A 15,475-nucleotide genomic window follows, 5' to 3' on the forward strand; every position below is an offset into this window, starting at 1 on the left:
GCGCACGAAAACCGAAAAGGCCCGGTGATATGTCAGGCTTATACTTCTCGCCCGAAACGCTATCCGGTACACTGCGACGAGTTAACCTCATCCATTTTTAAGGATACCCTCATGTACCAGGATCTGATTCGTAACGAACTGAACGAAGCGGCGGAAACGCTGGCCAATTTTCTGAAAGATGAAGCCAATATCCACGCCATTCAGCGCGCGGCGGTACTGCTGGCAGACAGTTTCAAAGCGGGCGGTAAGGTACTTTCCTGCGGTAATGGCGGTTCACATTGCGATGCCATGCATTTTGCCGAGGAGCTGACCGGTCGTTATCGTGAAAACCGTCCTGGCTATCCGGCAATCGCTATTTCTGATGTCAGCCATATTTCCTGCGTCAGCAATGATTTCGGTTACGATTATGTTTTCTCGCGTTACGTGGAAGCCGTGGGCCGTGAAGGCGACGTGCTGCTGGGGATCTCCACCTCCGGTAATTCCGGCAATGTGATCAAAGCTATTGCCGCTGCGCGTGAAAAGGGCATGAAGGTGATCACCCTGACCGGTAAAGACGGCGGCAAAATGGCCGGTTCTGCGGATATTGAAATCCGGGTGCCGCATTTCGGTTATGCTGATCGTATTCAGGAAATCCATATCAAAGTGATCCATATCCTGATCCAGTTAATCGAAAAAGAGATGGTTAAAGCATAACTCTCATCGGGGGCAGACGCCCCCGAAGCGTGGTGGAGGTGTTGTATGTGCGAACTGCTCGGGATGAGCGCCAATGTGCCTACCGATATTTGCTTCAGCTTTACCGGGCTTGTACAGCGCGGAGGCGGCACCGGGCCGCATAAAGACGGCTGGGGTATTACCTTTTACGAAGGCAAAGGCTGTCGCACGTTCAAAGATCCACAGCCCAGCTATAACTCGCCGATAGCAAAGCTGGTACAGGATTATCCCATCAAATCCTGCTCCGTTATCGCCCATATTCGCCAGGCAAACCGTGGCGAAGTGGCGCTGGAAAACACCCATCCTTTCACCCGTGAACTCTGGGGTCGCAACTGGACCTACGCCCACAATGGCCAGCTGACCGGCTATAAATCGCTGGAAACCGGCAACTTCCGCCCGGTAGGGGAAACCGACAGCGAAAAAGCCTTTTGCTGGTTGCTGCATAAATTAACTGCGCGCTATCCGCGTACGCCAGGCAATATGGCGGCGGTGTTCAAATACATCGGGACGCTGGCGGAAGAGTTGCGTGAGAAGGGCGTGTTTAACATGCTGCTGTCGGACGGGCGCTACGTGATGGCCTACTGCTCGACTAATCTGTTCTGGATCACAAGGCGCGCGCCCTTTGGCGTGGCGACGCTGCTGGATCAGGACGTGGAGATCGACTTCCAGAAAGAAACCACACCGAATGATGTGGTTACTGTTATCGCCACTCAGCCGTTAACCGGCAATGAAACCTGGCACAAAATCATGCCAGGTGAGTGGGTCTTATTTTGCCTCGGGGAGCGTGTAGTTTGACGCCAGCTGAGGCTGCACTGCGCCTTTAGCAATCGGCTTGCTCACCACATAACGCCCGTCCACCACCGACACAACAGGCGGCTGATGGGTGCTGGCGAAATAGTCATATCCCGGCTTCAGCTGCTTCCAGAAATCGGCATAGTAAGAGTATTTATGACGCGCCATATTGGCGTCGGTCATGCGGAACGGGTAAATGCTCACCTGCACGCTTTGCTGACCAAAAATCAGCGCGCCGGTCACAAACTGGAAGATCTCATCAATGCCGGAATCGGTCATCGCATAGCAGCCGACAGAGACACAGGCGCCATGGATCATCAGGTATTTGCCTTCATAACCGTGAGCACGGTCGTAGGCGTTCGGGAAACCGATATTGATGGCTTTATAGAAGCGGCTGTCCGGCTTCAGCTGGCTGCGCTGAACGTTATAAAAGCCTTCCGGACTTTTGAAATCGCCCTGACGCTGTTTCGGCCCCAGTCCGCCTGAATAGTTACAGATCTTATAACTATCAAGAAGCTGATACTGCTCGCCCATTTTGACGTAGAGATCAAGGGTGCGTTCTTCTTTGAAGATCTGGATGTAAACCGGCGACCCCATTAACTGCTGCTTGTACTCTTTGCTGACCGGCGTGGTTGAACTGTTGCTGCTAAGCAGCCCGGCAAACGAGACGCACGGGATCAAAAGCATCGCAAGAAATAATGCGATTTTGCGCATACTGCTGGTTCCTTGATAAAACGTAATTCACATTGCCAGGACGGCAAAAGGGATCCGAAATCAGACTAATCTGTGTCAGGAGCGCTCACATTAGCACCCCGGTAGTTTTTCGCAAGTCCGGATAAGCGCGTTTACACTATGTTTAATTGCGCCATTGCCGTTGATTATCCCATTGCTCACAAAATCATTACAACTGCTTCTCATAAACGGCAGTAAGGCTGTATACTTATCCAGTATGGGTGAGGGTCTGCGATGCGTAAAATAATACACGTTGATATGGACTGCTTTTTCGCAGCAGTGGAAATGCGCGACAACCCCGCGCTGCGTGATATTCCCCTCGCCATCGGCGGCAGCCGGGAAAGACGCGGCGTGATCAGCACAGCCAACTATCCGGCGCGCAAATTTGGCGTGCGCAGCGCCATGCCCACGGCGATGGCCCTGAAGCTCTGCCCGCATCTCACTCTGTTACCCGGTCGTTTTGATGCCTATAAAGAAGCTTCCGCGCATATCCGGGAGATTTTTGCCCGTTACACTTCGCACGTTGAACCCCTTTCCCTTGATGAAGCCTATCTGGATGTCACCGACAGCGTGCACTGTCAGGGCTCGGCCACGCTGATGGCCCGGCAGATCCGCCAGGCCATTTTTGATGAACTTCAGCTCACTGCCTCGGCTGGCATTGCGCCGGTAAAGTTTCTGGCGAAAATTGCCTCCGATCTTAACAAGCCCAACGGTCAGTACGTCATCACCCCGAACGAGGTGTCGCAGTTTCTGCGCACGTTACCCTTATCGAAAATTCCCGGCGTCGGCAAAGTGTCGGCGGCGAAGCTGGAAAAGCTGGGATTGCGCACCTGCGAAGACGTACAGCGCGCCGATCTCGCTATGCTGCTCAAGCGCTTTGGCAAATTTGGCCGCGTGCTGTGGGAGCGCAGCCAGGGGATCGACGAGCGGGAGATCACCAGCGAGCGGTTACGCAAATCGGTCGGCGTGGAGCGCACGCTGGCAGACGATATTCATGAGTGGTCAGAATGCGAAGCGCAAATTGATTTTCTTTATGACGAGCTAGAACGGCGGCTGGCAAAGGTTAAACCGGATCTGCGCATTGCCCGTCAGGGGGTGAAGTTAAAATTCAATGATTTTCAGCTCACCACCCAGGAGCACGTCTGGCCGCGCTTAAACAAAGCCGATTTGCTCGCCATCGCCAGAAAAACCTGGGATGAACGGCGGGGAGGGCGGGGCGTCAGGCTGGTGGGGCTGCACGTTACGCTGCTCGATCCACAGCTGGAGCGGCAACTGGTGCTGGGGCTTTAATTGGGGGAAACGTGCCGGGTGGCGCTGCGCTTACCCGGCCTACAGTGTTCATGCAGGCCCGGCAATCCCGTACAACATTGCACGGGCGAGCTGTTGTAGGCCCGGCAAGCGAAGCGCCGCCGGGCGTTTATCACAAAGCTTACGACTTAGCCGGGATCGCCTTCAGCAGTTCAGTGAGCAGCGTCCAGTACTGGCCCACGCTTTCAATATGCACCTGCTCATCCGGCGAGTGAGGCCCGGTTATGGTAGGCCCGATAGAAACCATATCCATATCCGGATATGGTTTTTTGAACAGACCACATTCCAGACCCGCATGGATCACCTGAATGTTCGGCGTTTTATCAAACAGACGCTGATAGGTTTCGCGTACCAGCGCCATCACCGGTGAACTGGCGTCCGGCTGCCAGCCTGGGTAGCTGCCTTTGGCGGAGGTTTTCGCGCCAGCCAGCGTCCCGAGGGATTCCAGCATGCTGACCACATACTCTTTACCGCTGTCGATCAGCGAACGGATCAGACAGATGATCTCTGCGCTGTCGTCCTGCATGGTCACCACGCCAACGTTCAGCGAGGTTTCCACCACGCCTTTTGCCACGTCGGAATTGCGGATCACGCCGTTCGGGGTGGCATTCAGCAACTGCACGAACGCATCGCGAGACTGACTGGTCAGCGCCGCTTTATCCGTGGTGGTCGCTTCCAGAACCACGTTCAGGTTCTTCTCTTTCGCTTCCAGCTCGTTTTTCAGAATGTCGAGGTAAGTGCTCGCCAGGGTTTTCAGCTCATCAGCTTTGTCAGCAGACACGGCTACGGTGGCGAAAGCTTCACGCGGAATGGCGTTACGCAGCGTACCGCCGTTGAAATCCACCAGACGCAGATCCAGCGCTTTCGCGTGACCGGCCAGGAAGCGGGCCAGCAGTTTGTTGGCGTTGCCCAGGCCGAGGTGAATATCGCCGCCGGAGTGACCGCCTTTCAGGCCTTTCAGCGTCAGCTTAAAGGTCTGGAAACCCGCCGGGATGGCTTCACGGGACAGCGGCAGGGTGGAGATAAAATCAATCCCGCCCGCGCAGCCCATGTAGATCTCACCCTCTTCTTCAGAGTCGGTGTTGATCAGAATGTCTGCCTGTAGCCAGTTGGCCTGCAAACCAAAGGCGCCGTCCATACCGGCTTCTTCGGTCATGGTCAGCAGCACTTCCAGCGGGCCGTGCGCCACGCTGTCGTCTGCCAGCACAGCCAGCGCAGAGGCCATGCCAATACCGTTATCCGCGCCCAGCGTGGTGCCGCGTGCTTTTACCCATTCGCCATCAATATAAGGCTGGATGGGATCTTTGGTGAAGTCATGCACGGTGTCGTTGTTTTTCTGCGGCACCATATCGAGGTGCGCCTGAAGGACGACCGCCTTACGGTTTTCCATACCGGCAGTAGCCGGTTTGCGGATCAGGATGTTACCGACGCTGTCGCGCTCAGCAAACAGGCCTTTCTCCTGCGCCCAGCCCATAATGTGCGCGGCCAGTTGTTCTTCATGATAAGACGGATGCGGAATGGAACAGATTTTGGCAAAAATATCCCACAGCGGCTGTGGAGATAATTGAGACAGTTCAGACACGATAAGTCTCCTTGACATAGACCTGTAAAAGAAATGTACAGGTTGCAGGGTTAGCAAATAAACACCATGTGCAATGCTTGCGCGATAGGCTGGCAGAATACCACTTTATTGGCGGCCTGGTACTGTGGCGCACGTAAAAAGCAGCGCAGGTGCCCCGTAACACTGGTTTTTAGTGCGTCGGATCTCTATAATCTCGCGCAACCCATTTTCCCCTCGAACACTTTTTAAGCCGTTTTAAAATAGGCTGGGACACTTCACATGAGCGAAAAATACGTCGTCACCTGGGACATGTTGCAAATTCACGCCCGCAAACTGGCCGCGCGCCTGATGCCGTCAGAGCAGTGGAAAGGCATCATTGCCGTTAGTCGTGGTGGTCTGGTGCCGGGCGCACTGCTGGCACGTGAATTAGGTATTCGCCATGTAGATACCGTATGCATCTCCAGCTACGACCATGACAACCAGCGTGAGCTGACCGTGCTGAAACGCGCGGAAGGCGATGGCGAAGGTTTCATTGTGATCGACGATCTGGTGGATACCGGCGGTACCGCGGTTGCTATTCGTGAAATGTATCCAAAAGCGCATTTTGTTACTATTTTTGCAAAACCGGCTGGTCGTCCGCTGGTAGATGATTATGTAATTGATATTCCGCAGGATACCTGGATTGAACAACCCTGGGATATGGGCGTAGCCTTCGTGCCGCCGATCTCTGGCCGTTAATCCCCGCATCTATTATGCCTTTTCAGCGCCCGGTTATGCCGGGCGTTGTTCATTTTAGCGCCCGGCAGGTTACAATAGTCATTAGTGACGTATTCATGGAGGCTGCGCGCAATGACCCAGGCTAATCTTAGCGAAACCCTGTTTAAACCCCGCTTCAAACACCCTGAGACGTCGACATTAGTCCGCCGTTTTCAGCATGGCACGCAACCGGCGGTGCAGTCGGCGCTGGATGGCAGAAACATTCCGTGCTGGTATCGCATGAACAACCGTCTGATGTGGATCTGGCGCGGCGTCGATCCGCGTGAGCTGCTGGACGTGCAGGCGCGCATCGTGATGAGTGAAGCCGAACGCACCGACAACGCCCTTTACGACACCGTGGTGGGCTATCGCAACGGCAACTGGATATATGAGTGGGCCACCCAGGCGATGGTCTGGCAGCAAAAAGCCAGCCAGGAAGAAGACGCCGCACTTAGCGGCCGTCACTGGCTTCATGCCTCTACCCTCTACAGTATTGCCGCCTACCCCCATCTGAAGGGGGACGATCTGGCGGAGCAGGCGCAGGCGCTGGCGAACCGTGCCTATGAAGAAGCGGCGCGACGGCTGCCGGGCTCTCTGCGCGAGCTGGAGATCCCCATTGCCGGCGGCGCGCCCTTAACGGCGTTTCTGCACATGCCGAAAGGCGACGGCCCCTTCCCGACGGTGCTGATGTGCGGCGGGCTGGATAGCCTGCAAAGCGACTACTACACCCTTTATGAGCGCTATTTCGCGCCGCAGGGCATCGCCATGCTGACGCTGGATATGCCTTCGATTGGCTTCTCATCAAAATGGAAGCTGACCCAGGACTCCAGCATCCTCCACCAGCACGTGCTGAAAGCGCTGCCGGATATTCCATGGATTGACCATACGCGCGTCGCCGCCTTTGGCTTCCGCTTTGGCGCGAACGTCGCCGTGCGGCTGGCCTATCTGGAATCGCCGCGCCTGAAAGCGGTGGCCTGCCTGGGGCCGATGGTGCATGCGCTCCTGACCGACAGCGCCCGTCTGAGCACGATACCGGAAATGTATCTTGACGTGCTGGCGAGCCGTCTGGGGATGCACGATGCCTCGGACGAAGCGCTGCGCGTGGAGCTGAATCGCTATTCGCTGAAAACGCAGGGGCTGCTCGGACGCCGTTGCCCGACGCCGATGCTGTCCGGCTTCTGGAAGAACGATCCCTTTAGCCCGGAAGAAGAGTCGCGTTTAATCACCTCGTCATCTGCCGATGGCAAGCTGCTGGAGATCCCGCAGAAACCGCTGTATCGCAATTTCGACCGTGCGCTGCGGGAAATTACCGACTGGATTAATCATAAATTGCGTTAATGCATTGCTAATTTATGCCGGTTTGGTAAAACAGTGGCTACACATAAGGAGATTGCAATGACGTTACCGAGTGGACACCCGAGAAGCCGACTTATTAAGAAATTCACCGCACTTGGCCCCTATATCCGGGAAGAACAGTGCGAAGATAATCGGTTCTTTTTCGACTGCCTGGCTGTTTGCGTTAACGTTAAGCCAGCGCCGGAAAGCCGCGAATTCTGGGGCTGGTGGATGATAATGGAAGCCCAGGAGAAGCGCTTTACCTACAGCTATCAGTTCGGCATGTTTGATAAAGAAGGGCACTGGCAGCCCGTCGCGATCAAAGACAAAGAAGTGCAGGAGCGTCTGGAACATACGCTGCGCGATTTTCATGGTCGTGCCCGCGATATGCTCTCCACCCTTGAGCTGAAGCTTGAACCTGCTGATGACTTCAAAAAAGAGCCGGTGAAGCTCTCGGCCTGATTTATCGCTAAACCTCACGCATAAAAAAACGCCCTTCATCGCTGAAGGGCGTTTTCTTTTCTGTCATCAGAACTGATAGGTCACGCCGACCGCTACCACGTCGTCGCTGCTCAGACCCAGCTGATTGTCGTCATCGATCTGGTTGATTTTGTAGTCAACCATCGCCGACATGTTTTTGTTGAAGTAGTAGGTCACGCCCACATCAATGTATTTAACCAGATCTTCATCGCCGATCCCGCCTTCGATGTCTTTACCTTTGGACTGCACGTAGCCCAGAGATGGACGCAGGCCGAAGTCGAACTGGTATTGCGCCACGGCTTCAAAGTTTTCCGCTTTGTTAGCGAAACCACCCGAGATCGGGGTCATGTTGTGAGACACCGCGTACATGGCGGCCAGGTAAACGTTGTTGGCATCATACTTGATGCTGGTGCCCCAGGCGTCGGCTTTGTCGCCCTGACCACGTGCCTGCAACTGTTGCAGATCTGTACGGTCCGAGCTGGCATAAGCGCCGGTGATAGTGACCGGGCTGCCGCCGAAATCATAGGCCAGAGAGGTGCCCCAGCCGTCGCCGTTCTGTTTGTTCGCCGCGCGGGTGCCTTCGTTTTTACCCTGATACTGTAAGGTCATGTCCAGGCCTTCCACAGCGCCGAACAGGTCGGTGTTGCGGTAGGTCGCCACGCCAGTAGTACGCTTGGTCATAAAGTTGTCGGTTTTACCCAGAGAGTCGCCGCCAAATTCAGGGAACATATCCGTCGCCGCCTGCACGTCGTACATCACGCCGAGGTTACGACCATAATCCAGAGAGCCAAAATCTTTGATTTTCAGACCTGCGAAGGCCAGACGGGTTTTCTGCGCGTCAGATGCGCCTTCGATTTTGTTACCGGCAAATTCGGCTTCCCAGCGACCAAAACCGGTCAGCTGATCGTTAATCTGCGTTTCGCCCTTAAAGCCCAGACGCACATAAGTGGTATCACCGTCACTGCCAGCATCGTCGCTGAAGTAATGCATGGCTTTAACTTTGCCATAGAGGTCCAGCTTGTTGCCGTTCTTGTTATAAACTTCTGCCGCCTGTACCGATGCGGAAGCGACAATGCTCATCACCACTAATGCCAGAGTACTCTTTTTCATTTTGATTCCTGATTTGAAAGACACGCTAATATTCGCTGGGCTTATAGCCCCGTGAAAAAACATGAGGGGTTTTAACGCTCTGGAATGAAGGTTTTATGACAAAGTCGGATTAATTTGAAAAAAATGGATTTATTTGCTACTGCCATAAAAGTGTCAAATTCTGCCGTTAGGCTTGCTGATCCCGCGCAATAAAAAACGGGCTTTTTACGCAGGTTATTGGCAAGCGCGCTGACTCCTGTTAAAACGTCCTTTCCCATCTTTTTTCTTATTTGTTTAACGGCAGAGAATCATGAGTGACAGCCAGACGCTGGTGGTAAAACTGGGCACCAGTGTTTTAACGGGCGGATCGCGCCGCCTGAATCGCGCCCACATTGTGGAATTAGTCCGCCAGTGCGCACAGCTGCATGCCGCCGGGCATCGCATTGTGATTGTGACGTCCGGGGCGATTGCTGCCGGGCGCGAGCATTTAGGCTATCCGGAACTGCCGGCGACCATCGCCTCTAAACAACTGCTGGCGGCGGTGGGGCAAAGCCGTCTCATCCAGCTGTGGGAACAACTTTTTTCCATCTACGGCATTCATGTCGGACAGATGCTGCTGACCCGCGCCGATATGGAAGATCGCGAACGTTTCCTTAACGCCCGCGACACCCTGCGCGCGCTGCTGGACAACAACATCGTGCCGGTGATCAACGAAAACGACGCCGTCGCTACCGCTGAAATTAAAGTGGGCGATAACGATAATCTCTCGGCGCTGGCCGCGATCCTCGGCGGTGCGGATAAATTATTGCTGCTGACGGATCAACAAGGGCTGTTTACCGCCGATCCACGCAGTAATCCGCAGGCGGAGCTGATCAAAGATGTTTACGGTATTGACGACGCCCTGCGCGCCATTGCCGGAGACAGCGTTTCCGGCCTCGGCACCGGCGGGATGGGAACCAAACTTCAGGCCGCTGATGTGGCCTGCCGCGCCGGTATCGACACCATTATTGCCGCGGGCAGCCGTCCCGGCGTGATTGGCGATGTGGTGGAGGGGATCTCTGTGGGGACGCTGTTCCACGCCCAGACCTCACCGCTGGAAAACCGTAAACGCTGGATCTTTGGCGCGCCGCCCGCCGGTGAAATCACCGTGGATGAGGGCGCGACCGAGGCGATCCTGCAACGGGGCAGCTCCCTGCTGCCGAAAGGCATCAAAGAGGTGAACGGCAACTTTTCGCGTGGGGAAGTGATCCGCATCCGTAACCAGGAAGGGCGCGACATTGCCCATGGGGTAACCCGTTACAACAGCGATGCGCTGCGTCGTATCGCTGGCCACCACTCGCAGCAAATTGATGCGATTCTGGGTTATGAATATGGCCCGGTCGCCGTCCATCGTGACGATATGATCACCCGCTAAGGAGCAGACGTATGCTGGAACAAATGGGCATCGCTGCGAAAGCAGCGTCGTACAAACTGGCGCAGCTATCCGCCCGCGAAAAAAATCGCGTGCTGGAAAAAATGGCCGATTATCTGGAAGCGCAGACGGAGACGATCCTGCTGGCGAACGCCGAAGATGTGGCAGAAGCACGGCGCAACGGCCTGAGCGAAGCCATGCTTGACCGCCTGGCGCTTAATCCCGCGCGCCTGAAAGCCATCGCTGCCGATGTCCGCCAGGTGTGCAAGCTGGCCGATCCGGTGGGGCAGGTGATTGACGGCGGTCTGCTCGACAGCGGTCTGCGTCTTGAGCGTCGCCGCGTGCCGCTTGGCGTCATTGGCGTGATCTATGAAGCGCGTCCTAACGTCACCGTGGATGTCGCCTCCCTGTGCCTGAAAACCGGTAACGCCGCCATTCTGCGCGGCGGCAAAGAGACCTGGCGCACCAATGCCGCAACCGTGAAGGTCATTCAGCAGGCGCTGGAAGAGTGCGGTCTGCCCGCCGGCGCCGTCCAGGCGATCGAAAGCCCGGATCGTGCGCTGGTGAACGAGATGCTGCGCATGGACAAATATATCGACATGCTGATCCCCCGCGGTGGCGCAGGCTTGCATAAACTCTGCCGTGAACAGTCCACCATCCCGGTGATCACCGGCGGGATCGGCGTGTGCCATATTTACGTGGACGACACCGCCGAAATTGACCCGGCGCTGAAGATCATCGTTAACGCCAAAACCCAGCGCCCCAGCACCTGTAACACCGTGGAGACGCTGCTGGTGAACCAGCATATCGCGGATACTTTTCTGCCCGCGCTCAGCAGGCAAATGGCGGAAAGCGGCGTAACGCTGCATGCGGACGACGCCGCGCTGGCACAGTTACAGGATGGCCCGGCGCAGGTGGAAGCGGTGAAAGCGGAACAATACGACGATGAGTTTTTGTCCCTCGATCTGAACGTGAAAATCGTCGCGGATCTGGATGACGCTATTGCGCATATTCGCGAGCACGGCACCCAGCATTCAGACGCGATCCTCACCCGTACGCTGCGTAACGCAAACCGTTTTATCAATGAGGTGGATTCGTCAGCGGTCTACGTGAACGCTTCAACGCGCTTCACCGATGGCGCACAGTTTGGTCTGGGGGCAGAAGTTGCCGTCAGCACGCAAAAGCTGCACGCCCGCGGCCCGATGGGTCTTGAAGCCCTGACCACCTACAAATGGATCGGCTTTGGCGACGATACCATTCGTGCTTAAATGAAACGGGGTGATGCAAAAGTAGCCGGTTGATTAGAAAGGTTATTGACGCATCGCCCTGTTAGTTTTAACCTTCTACACCGTCATTCACGCCCGTGAATACCTCTCAGGGCCGATATAGCTCAGTTGGTAGAGCAGCGCATTCGTAATGCGAAGGTCGTAGGTTCGACTCCTATTATCGGCACCATTCTAACGTCTCCCCAAGTCTACTAAAGTTCACTAAAACCCCTTATAATCTGCGCTTTACAGCCCCTTTTAGTGTTTCTACGTCTACTAAAGTTCCCTGAAATCTACGGTCGTTTGGGGGGGAGTTATGGGGGTATTTGCTGTTCGGTCTAGAGGTGGTACCCCCAAGTGAAACTAAACGCCCGGCAGGTGGATGCCGCTAAACCTAAAGATAAGCCTTACAAGCTGGCTGATGGTGGTGGTCTGTATCTCCTGATCAAACCTAATGGCGGCAAATACTGGCGGCTCAAATATCGTGTAGCCAGCAAAGAGAAGCTGTTAGCGCTGGGTGTTTATCCTGAAGTCACATTGGCCGATGCTCGGGCAAAACGTGAAGAAGCGAAAAGGGGTATCGCTGGAGGTATCGATCCTATGGAAGCGAAACGGGAGGAGAAGATTGCCCGTGAAATTCAGTTAAACAACACCTTCAAAGATATTGCCCTTGAATGACACAGCAGCAAACTAAAAAAATGGTCTGCTGGTTATGCTTCAGACATCCTCGAAGCCTTCAATAAAGATGTGTTCCCATACATTGGCAAAAAACCAATAGCCGAAATCAAACCGCTTGAACTGTTGAATGTGCTGCGGCGCATTGAGGGGCGCGGCGCTACCGAAAAGGCAAGAAAATTTAGGCAGCGCTGTGGGGAAGTTTTCCGTTACGCAATAGTCACCGGTCGAGCTGAGTATAACCCCGCCCCGGATCTCACCAGCGCGATGCAAGGGCATGAGTCCAATCATTATCCTTTCCTCACACCGAAAGAGTTGCCTGATTTCTTCAAGGCGTTGTCAGGATATACAGGAAGCGCGTTAGTAGTTTTGGCCGCTCGTCTGCTGATTATCACCGGCTTGCGTACCGGAGAACTCCGTGGGGCATTTTGGGATGAAATCAATATCAGTAAGGCAGTCTGGGAAATACCAGCCTCACGCATGAAAATGCGTCGCCCTCATGTGGTGCCCGTTGTCCAGGCAAGCTCTTACGCTTATTGGCCAGCTCCAAGAGCTAACAAGCAATTGTCAGCCTGTTATGGTTTGTTATGCCTTACTAGGGAAAACTAGGAGGAAAGTGTCAACCACTACCGCTTCAGAAAACTTCAGATACACGAACTCGTGAAGGGGAGGTGTTAAGCACACCCTCTTTGCAACCATCCTCAAGCCTCTTTCAGATCGATGTTCCAGTTTACCCGGAAGTTAGCGTTCAGATTGAGTTGTCAAAACTTGTCACCCACCGGCACAGCCAGTGGGGATTTTTGGCTGTAGCCGCTCTAAGTTACAGTTTCTTCCAACAGTAAGCTGATTCAAAATTGTTTCGAACTAATCGTGGGAATATCATCCTTTAAAAGGAACTTTGGAAGTAGTGATATCAACTTTATTGTATTTGTATACATCGAGCATAATTTCAATTCCATTGATTAGTTCTTCTATGTTTTGTCCTGGGCCAATCATGATTTTTTTCAATGGAAGTTTTCCACCGTGCGGACCATGTTTATTCATTTTAAGTTCAATGTAAGGTATGATTCCTTTGTTTCCAACGCGAATCTTCACATCTTGATTCTTATTTTGCGTGTATATTACAAAGCGATATTCAAGTTCTTCTTCGAAATGTTTTACTTTAAAGAACGGGGGAAGTAGTTGGGCAAGGGTTATTGCATGGTAAAGTTCATCCAAATCACTTTTAGTAATGTCTTCAATAACTTTTTCGTTATTAAAGAATTCAACTATGCCATCAATTGCTTCAATTGTTGAATTCTCTTCAGTATAGATGACATTTCTGTCATAAATTACTTTGTCACTAGTGTCTATTGCTTCAAAAAGCTCGTTGGAATCGAATTCCAGACATACCTTTTGGGCTTGTCCATAACCACGCCACATGCTTAATAAATCTGGTTTTAAACAAAACGATATATTGTAAGCATGTTTTGATGTAACTTCCTTAAAGAATTGCACTGTCTTTTTAACTAATTCAATATGCTCATTTTTTATTTTTCCGTGAATATTGTCTAAGGCATTGATGATACAGTTGATACCATGTTTGATTTCTTGAGAGTCGTTTAGGAATGCATAGTTCGTGGCCCATAAGGAATTATTTTCAAGTATTCCTTTTAAGCCATTTAAATCTGTATAGTGGTAAATTTTCATTTTCAATGGATTGTGATTTGCGTGATTTTATTAAAATTAATTTTCATTAATTGTCCAATATGGAACTAAATCTTTTAATTACCATAAGGAATGTTATTACAGTAGTGAAGAAAGAAGAGTAAGCTATAAAGCTTAAAAAGTAAGCAGGAATGGCAAAGTGTATTTTCCCAAGTGAGTATGCATCATCCGGGAAGAATGATATTATCACTGATGATATGACAAGTATAACAGATGTTAGGATTGCATATGCCACGTTGTGGCAAAGTTGCTCATATACTGTTCTATTTATCTCAAGAGTTGGTAAATTTGTTTTGGATTTATTATTCTCAATAATATCGGTAATTTTGAAAGCGGTTTTTTGTTTTTGATCATATATCATTATCACTGCACTCATAAGCAAAGCTGTGGTAATGGCTCCGAAATTTACAAATATAGCTGCGATTGATGGTTTCATTGTACCATAAAAATAACAAACTAAAAAGGAAGTTATCGCGGGCAAGAAAAAATGGATAAATATATCTTGTGCTAGAGTGTTTCCTTTTTGATCTGACATAGTTTTATAATGTTTCAACAGAACTTGCCATATATTTATCTTGTTCATATGATTACTCCCATGTTCCCGCTGTGAATTTCTAAAAGTAAATCATTGGTGATGACTTTGACAGTGTCATCAAGGGCTGTCAAGTCAGGTATTCCAGTTGTAGGGTCTATTTTAATATCATTGTCATCAAGTTCTACTGAAATGCCTTTTTTAAGGATTGAGTCATAACTAAAGACGATCGTCCTATTACCTAGTAGCAACGAAACCTTCACCTCATCACATTTATCTTCGACAATTTCGATGACATTACTTAATTTTTTATCTCTCAAGTCACGAAAACTACCCATCATTCCTTCATTATATTTGATGACTAAGTCAGTTTTCACATTCGTTTTATTGCTACCGAACGAATCGGCTATGTCAGTTGGTGGTTTATAACCTACAGCTTTAATTTGTTTAACTTCAGAGTCAAGTATATGTTGCGGAATGCTTCTGTGACAAAGAGGATTGACCCTGGCCTCAAGTTGATATTTGGTGATAAAATGCTCAACCAGAAAATCAGTAAATGCTGATTTAGCTGAAATATTATCACTAGTATGAAATGCAATAATTCCTTCCTCAAGAGCATTTGGAAGATAAATAAGAATGTAGCGTTCACGCAAAATAACATCATCAACTTTTGTGGTATAATGCGTTTGAGATAATTGTGTATCCTTTATTTCATGAGTTTCACCATATTTCCCAACCTTAATGAAACCATGAACAAGACCTTTATTTGAATCGAAGGTTAGTTTGTTATGTTGTTCTAAAGAAATCTTTGTCTTTGTTGCACTATCTTCCATGGGAGTGATTTTGTAATTTGTAAGGAATTCTTCAATTATTTCAAACGCTGTTTTATTGTTACTCAAACCAAGATTACCTAAGGCTTTACTATATCTGCTACCTTTTTTAACTAAAATTCTAAAAGAATAAAAACTCACATTATGCATAATATTTCCCTTTATATGATATATCTTTATTTAGTTTCGGGTGAATATCTTTGATGCAGGCTACCGCCAGAGTATGAACACCCAACTTTAGAAGTGATGATTAAGGTTGAGCATACACGAAAAAAGGAGACCGTAAAGTTC

At 51.2% G+C, this 15,475-nt stretch carries 14 protein-coding genes, 1 tRNA gene and 1 pseudogene; 10 read left to right on the forward strand and 6 right to left on the reverse strand.

The genetic code is table 11. The features are described from left to right. Positions 1 to 111 precede the first annotated feature (111 nt). Together lpcA and BMF08_RS09900 are read left to right on the forward strand one after the other, a co-directional pair. Entirely contained in the window at positions 112 to 693 is a 582-nt protein-coding gene (gene lpcA, locus BMF08_RS09895) for a D-sedoheptulose 7-phosphate isomerase (RefSeq protein ID WP_072567431.1), read from the forward strand. A gap of 45 nt (positions 694 to 738) precedes the next feature. Beyond that, complete coding sequence (locus tag BMF08_RS09900; protein WP_072567432.1) at positions 739 to 1,506, forward strand: class II glutamine amidotransferase; 768 nt, start codon at positions 739 to 741, stop codon at positions 1,504 to 1,506. Here BMF08_RS09900 and dpaA read toward each other — a convergent pair. Then, positions 1,477 to 2,217 carry a peptidoglycan meso-diaminopimelic acid protein amidase gene (gene dpaA / locus BMF08_RS09905; RefSeq protein WP_072567433.1) on the reverse strand — a complete coding sequence of 247 codons (741 nt, stop codon included), beginning with the start codon at positions 2,215 to 2,217 and terminating at the stop codon, positions 1,477 to 1,479. The two genes, BMF08_RS09900 and dpaA, sit on opposite strands and share 30 nt — an antisense overlap. Positions 2,218 to 2,469: 252 nt before the next feature. Here dpaA and dinB point away from each other — a divergent pair, with 252 nt between their 5' ends. Further along, positions 2,470 to 3,525 (forward strand): DNA polymerase IV, encoded by a 1,056-nt coding sequence (dinB, locus tag BMF08_RS09910; protein ID WP_072567434.1) that lies wholly within the window; start codon positions 2,470 to 2,472, stop codon positions 3,523 to 3,525. Between the two features lie 139 nt (positions 3,526 to 3,664). Here dinB and pepD read toward each other — a convergent pair whose 3' ends face one another. Continuing rightward, the gene (gene pepD, locus BMF08_RS09915) at positions 3,665 to 5,125 is read right to left on the reverse strand and encodes a cytosol nonspecific dipeptidase (protein WP_072567435.1); all 1,461 of its coding nucleotides are present in this window, start codon (positions 5,123 to 5,125) and stop codon (positions 3,665 to 3,667) included. A gap of 258 nt (positions 5,126 to 5,383) precedes the next feature. On the opposite strand from pepD, the gene gpt reads away from it, so the two are divergent. The 3 genes from gpt (at position 5,384) to crl (ending at position 7,657) form a co-directional block, all read left to right on the forward strand. Continuing rightward, entirely contained in the window at positions 5,384 to 5,842 is a 459-nt protein-coding gene (gene gpt, locus BMF08_RS09920; RefSeq protein WP_072567436.1) for a xanthine phosphoribosyltransferase, read from the forward strand. Positions 5,843 to 5,953: 111 nt separating this feature from the next. Then, positions 5,954 to 7,198 (forward strand): esterase FrsA, encoded by a 1,245-nt coding sequence (gene frsA / locus BMF08_RS09925; protein ID WP_072567437.1) that lies wholly within the window; start codon positions 5,954 to 5,956, stop codon positions 7,196 to 7,198. 57 nt (positions 7,199 to 7,255) lie between these two features. Then, positions 7,256 to 7,657, forward strand: a complete 402-nt coding sequence (gene crl / locus BMF08_RS09930) for a sigma factor-binding protein Crl (RefSeq protein ID WP_072567438.1) — start codon at positions 7,256 to 7,258, stop codon at positions 7,655 to 7,657. Positions 7,658 to 7,723: 66 nt separating this feature from the next. On the opposite strand, the gene phoE is transcribed toward crl, so the two are convergent. After that, positions 7,724 to 8,785 carry a phosphoporin PhoE gene (gene phoE / locus BMF08_RS09935; RefSeq protein WP_072567439.1) on the reverse strand — a complete coding sequence of 354 codons (1,062 nt, stop codon included), beginning with the start codon at positions 8,783 to 8,785 and terminating at the stop codon, positions 7,724 to 7,726. A 289-nt stretch (positions 8,786 to 9,074) separates the two neighbouring features. Between phoE and proB the strand changes: the two genes are divergently transcribed. The 4 genes and pseudogenes from proB to BMF08_RS21350 form a co-directional block, all read left to right on the forward strand. Then, the gene (proB, locus tag BMF08_RS09945; RefSeq protein ID WP_072567441.1) at positions 9,075 to 10,178 is read left to right on the forward strand and encodes a glutamate 5-kinase; all 1,104 of its coding nucleotides are present in this window, start codon (positions 9,075 to 9,077) and stop codon (positions 10,176 to 10,178) included. Positions 10,179 to 10,189: 11 nt separating this feature from the next. Next, positions 10,190 to 11,443 (forward strand): glutamate-5-semialdehyde dehydrogenase, encoded by a 1,254-nt coding sequence (proA, locus tag BMF08_RS09950; protein WP_072567442.1) that lies wholly within the window; start codon positions 10,190 to 10,192, stop codon positions 11,441 to 11,443. A 111-nt stretch (positions 11,444 to 11,554) separates the two neighbouring features. Beyond that, a tRNA-Thr gene (locus BMF08_RS09955) sits at positions 11,555 to 11,630 on the forward strand. Between the two features lie 167 nt (positions 11,631 to 11,797). After that, a pseudogene (locus tag BMF08_RS21350) lies at positions 11,798 to 12,680 on the forward strand (tyrosine-type recombinase/integrase); the annotation flags it as partial. Between the two features lie 314 nt (positions 12,681 to 12,994). Here BMF08_RS21350 and BMF08_RS09970 read toward each other — a convergent pair. Genes BMF08_RS09970 through BMF08_RS09980 form a run of 3 tightly spaced genes read right to left on the reverse strand, consistent with a single transcriptional unit; the run spans position 12,995 to position 15,334 of the window. Then, a complete protein-coding gene (locus BMF08_RS09970; protein WP_072567444.1) occupies positions 12,995 to 13,804 on the reverse strand; it encodes a DUF2971 domain-containing protein in 810 nt (269 codons plus the stop codon). Between the two features lie 46 nt (positions 13,805 to 13,850). Next, entirely contained in the window at positions 13,851 to 14,405 is a 555-nt protein-coding gene (locus tag BMF08_RS09975) for a hypothetical protein (RefSeq protein ID WP_072567445.1), read from the reverse strand. After that, positions 14,402 to 15,334 (reverse strand): hypothetical protein, encoded by a 933-nt coding sequence (locus BMF08_RS09980; protein ID WP_072567446.1) that lies wholly within the window; start codon positions 15,332 to 15,334, stop codon positions 14,402 to 14,404. Before BMF08_RS09980 ends, BMF08_RS09975 begins: the two co-directional genes overlap by 4 nt. Between the last annotated feature and the right edge of the window lie 141 nt (positions 15,335 to 15,475).

The organism is Enterobacter sp. SA187, assembly GCF_001888805.2.
Classification (GTDB): Bacteria; Pseudomonadota; Gammaproteobacteria; order Enterobacterales; family Enterobacteriaceae; genus Enterobacter_D.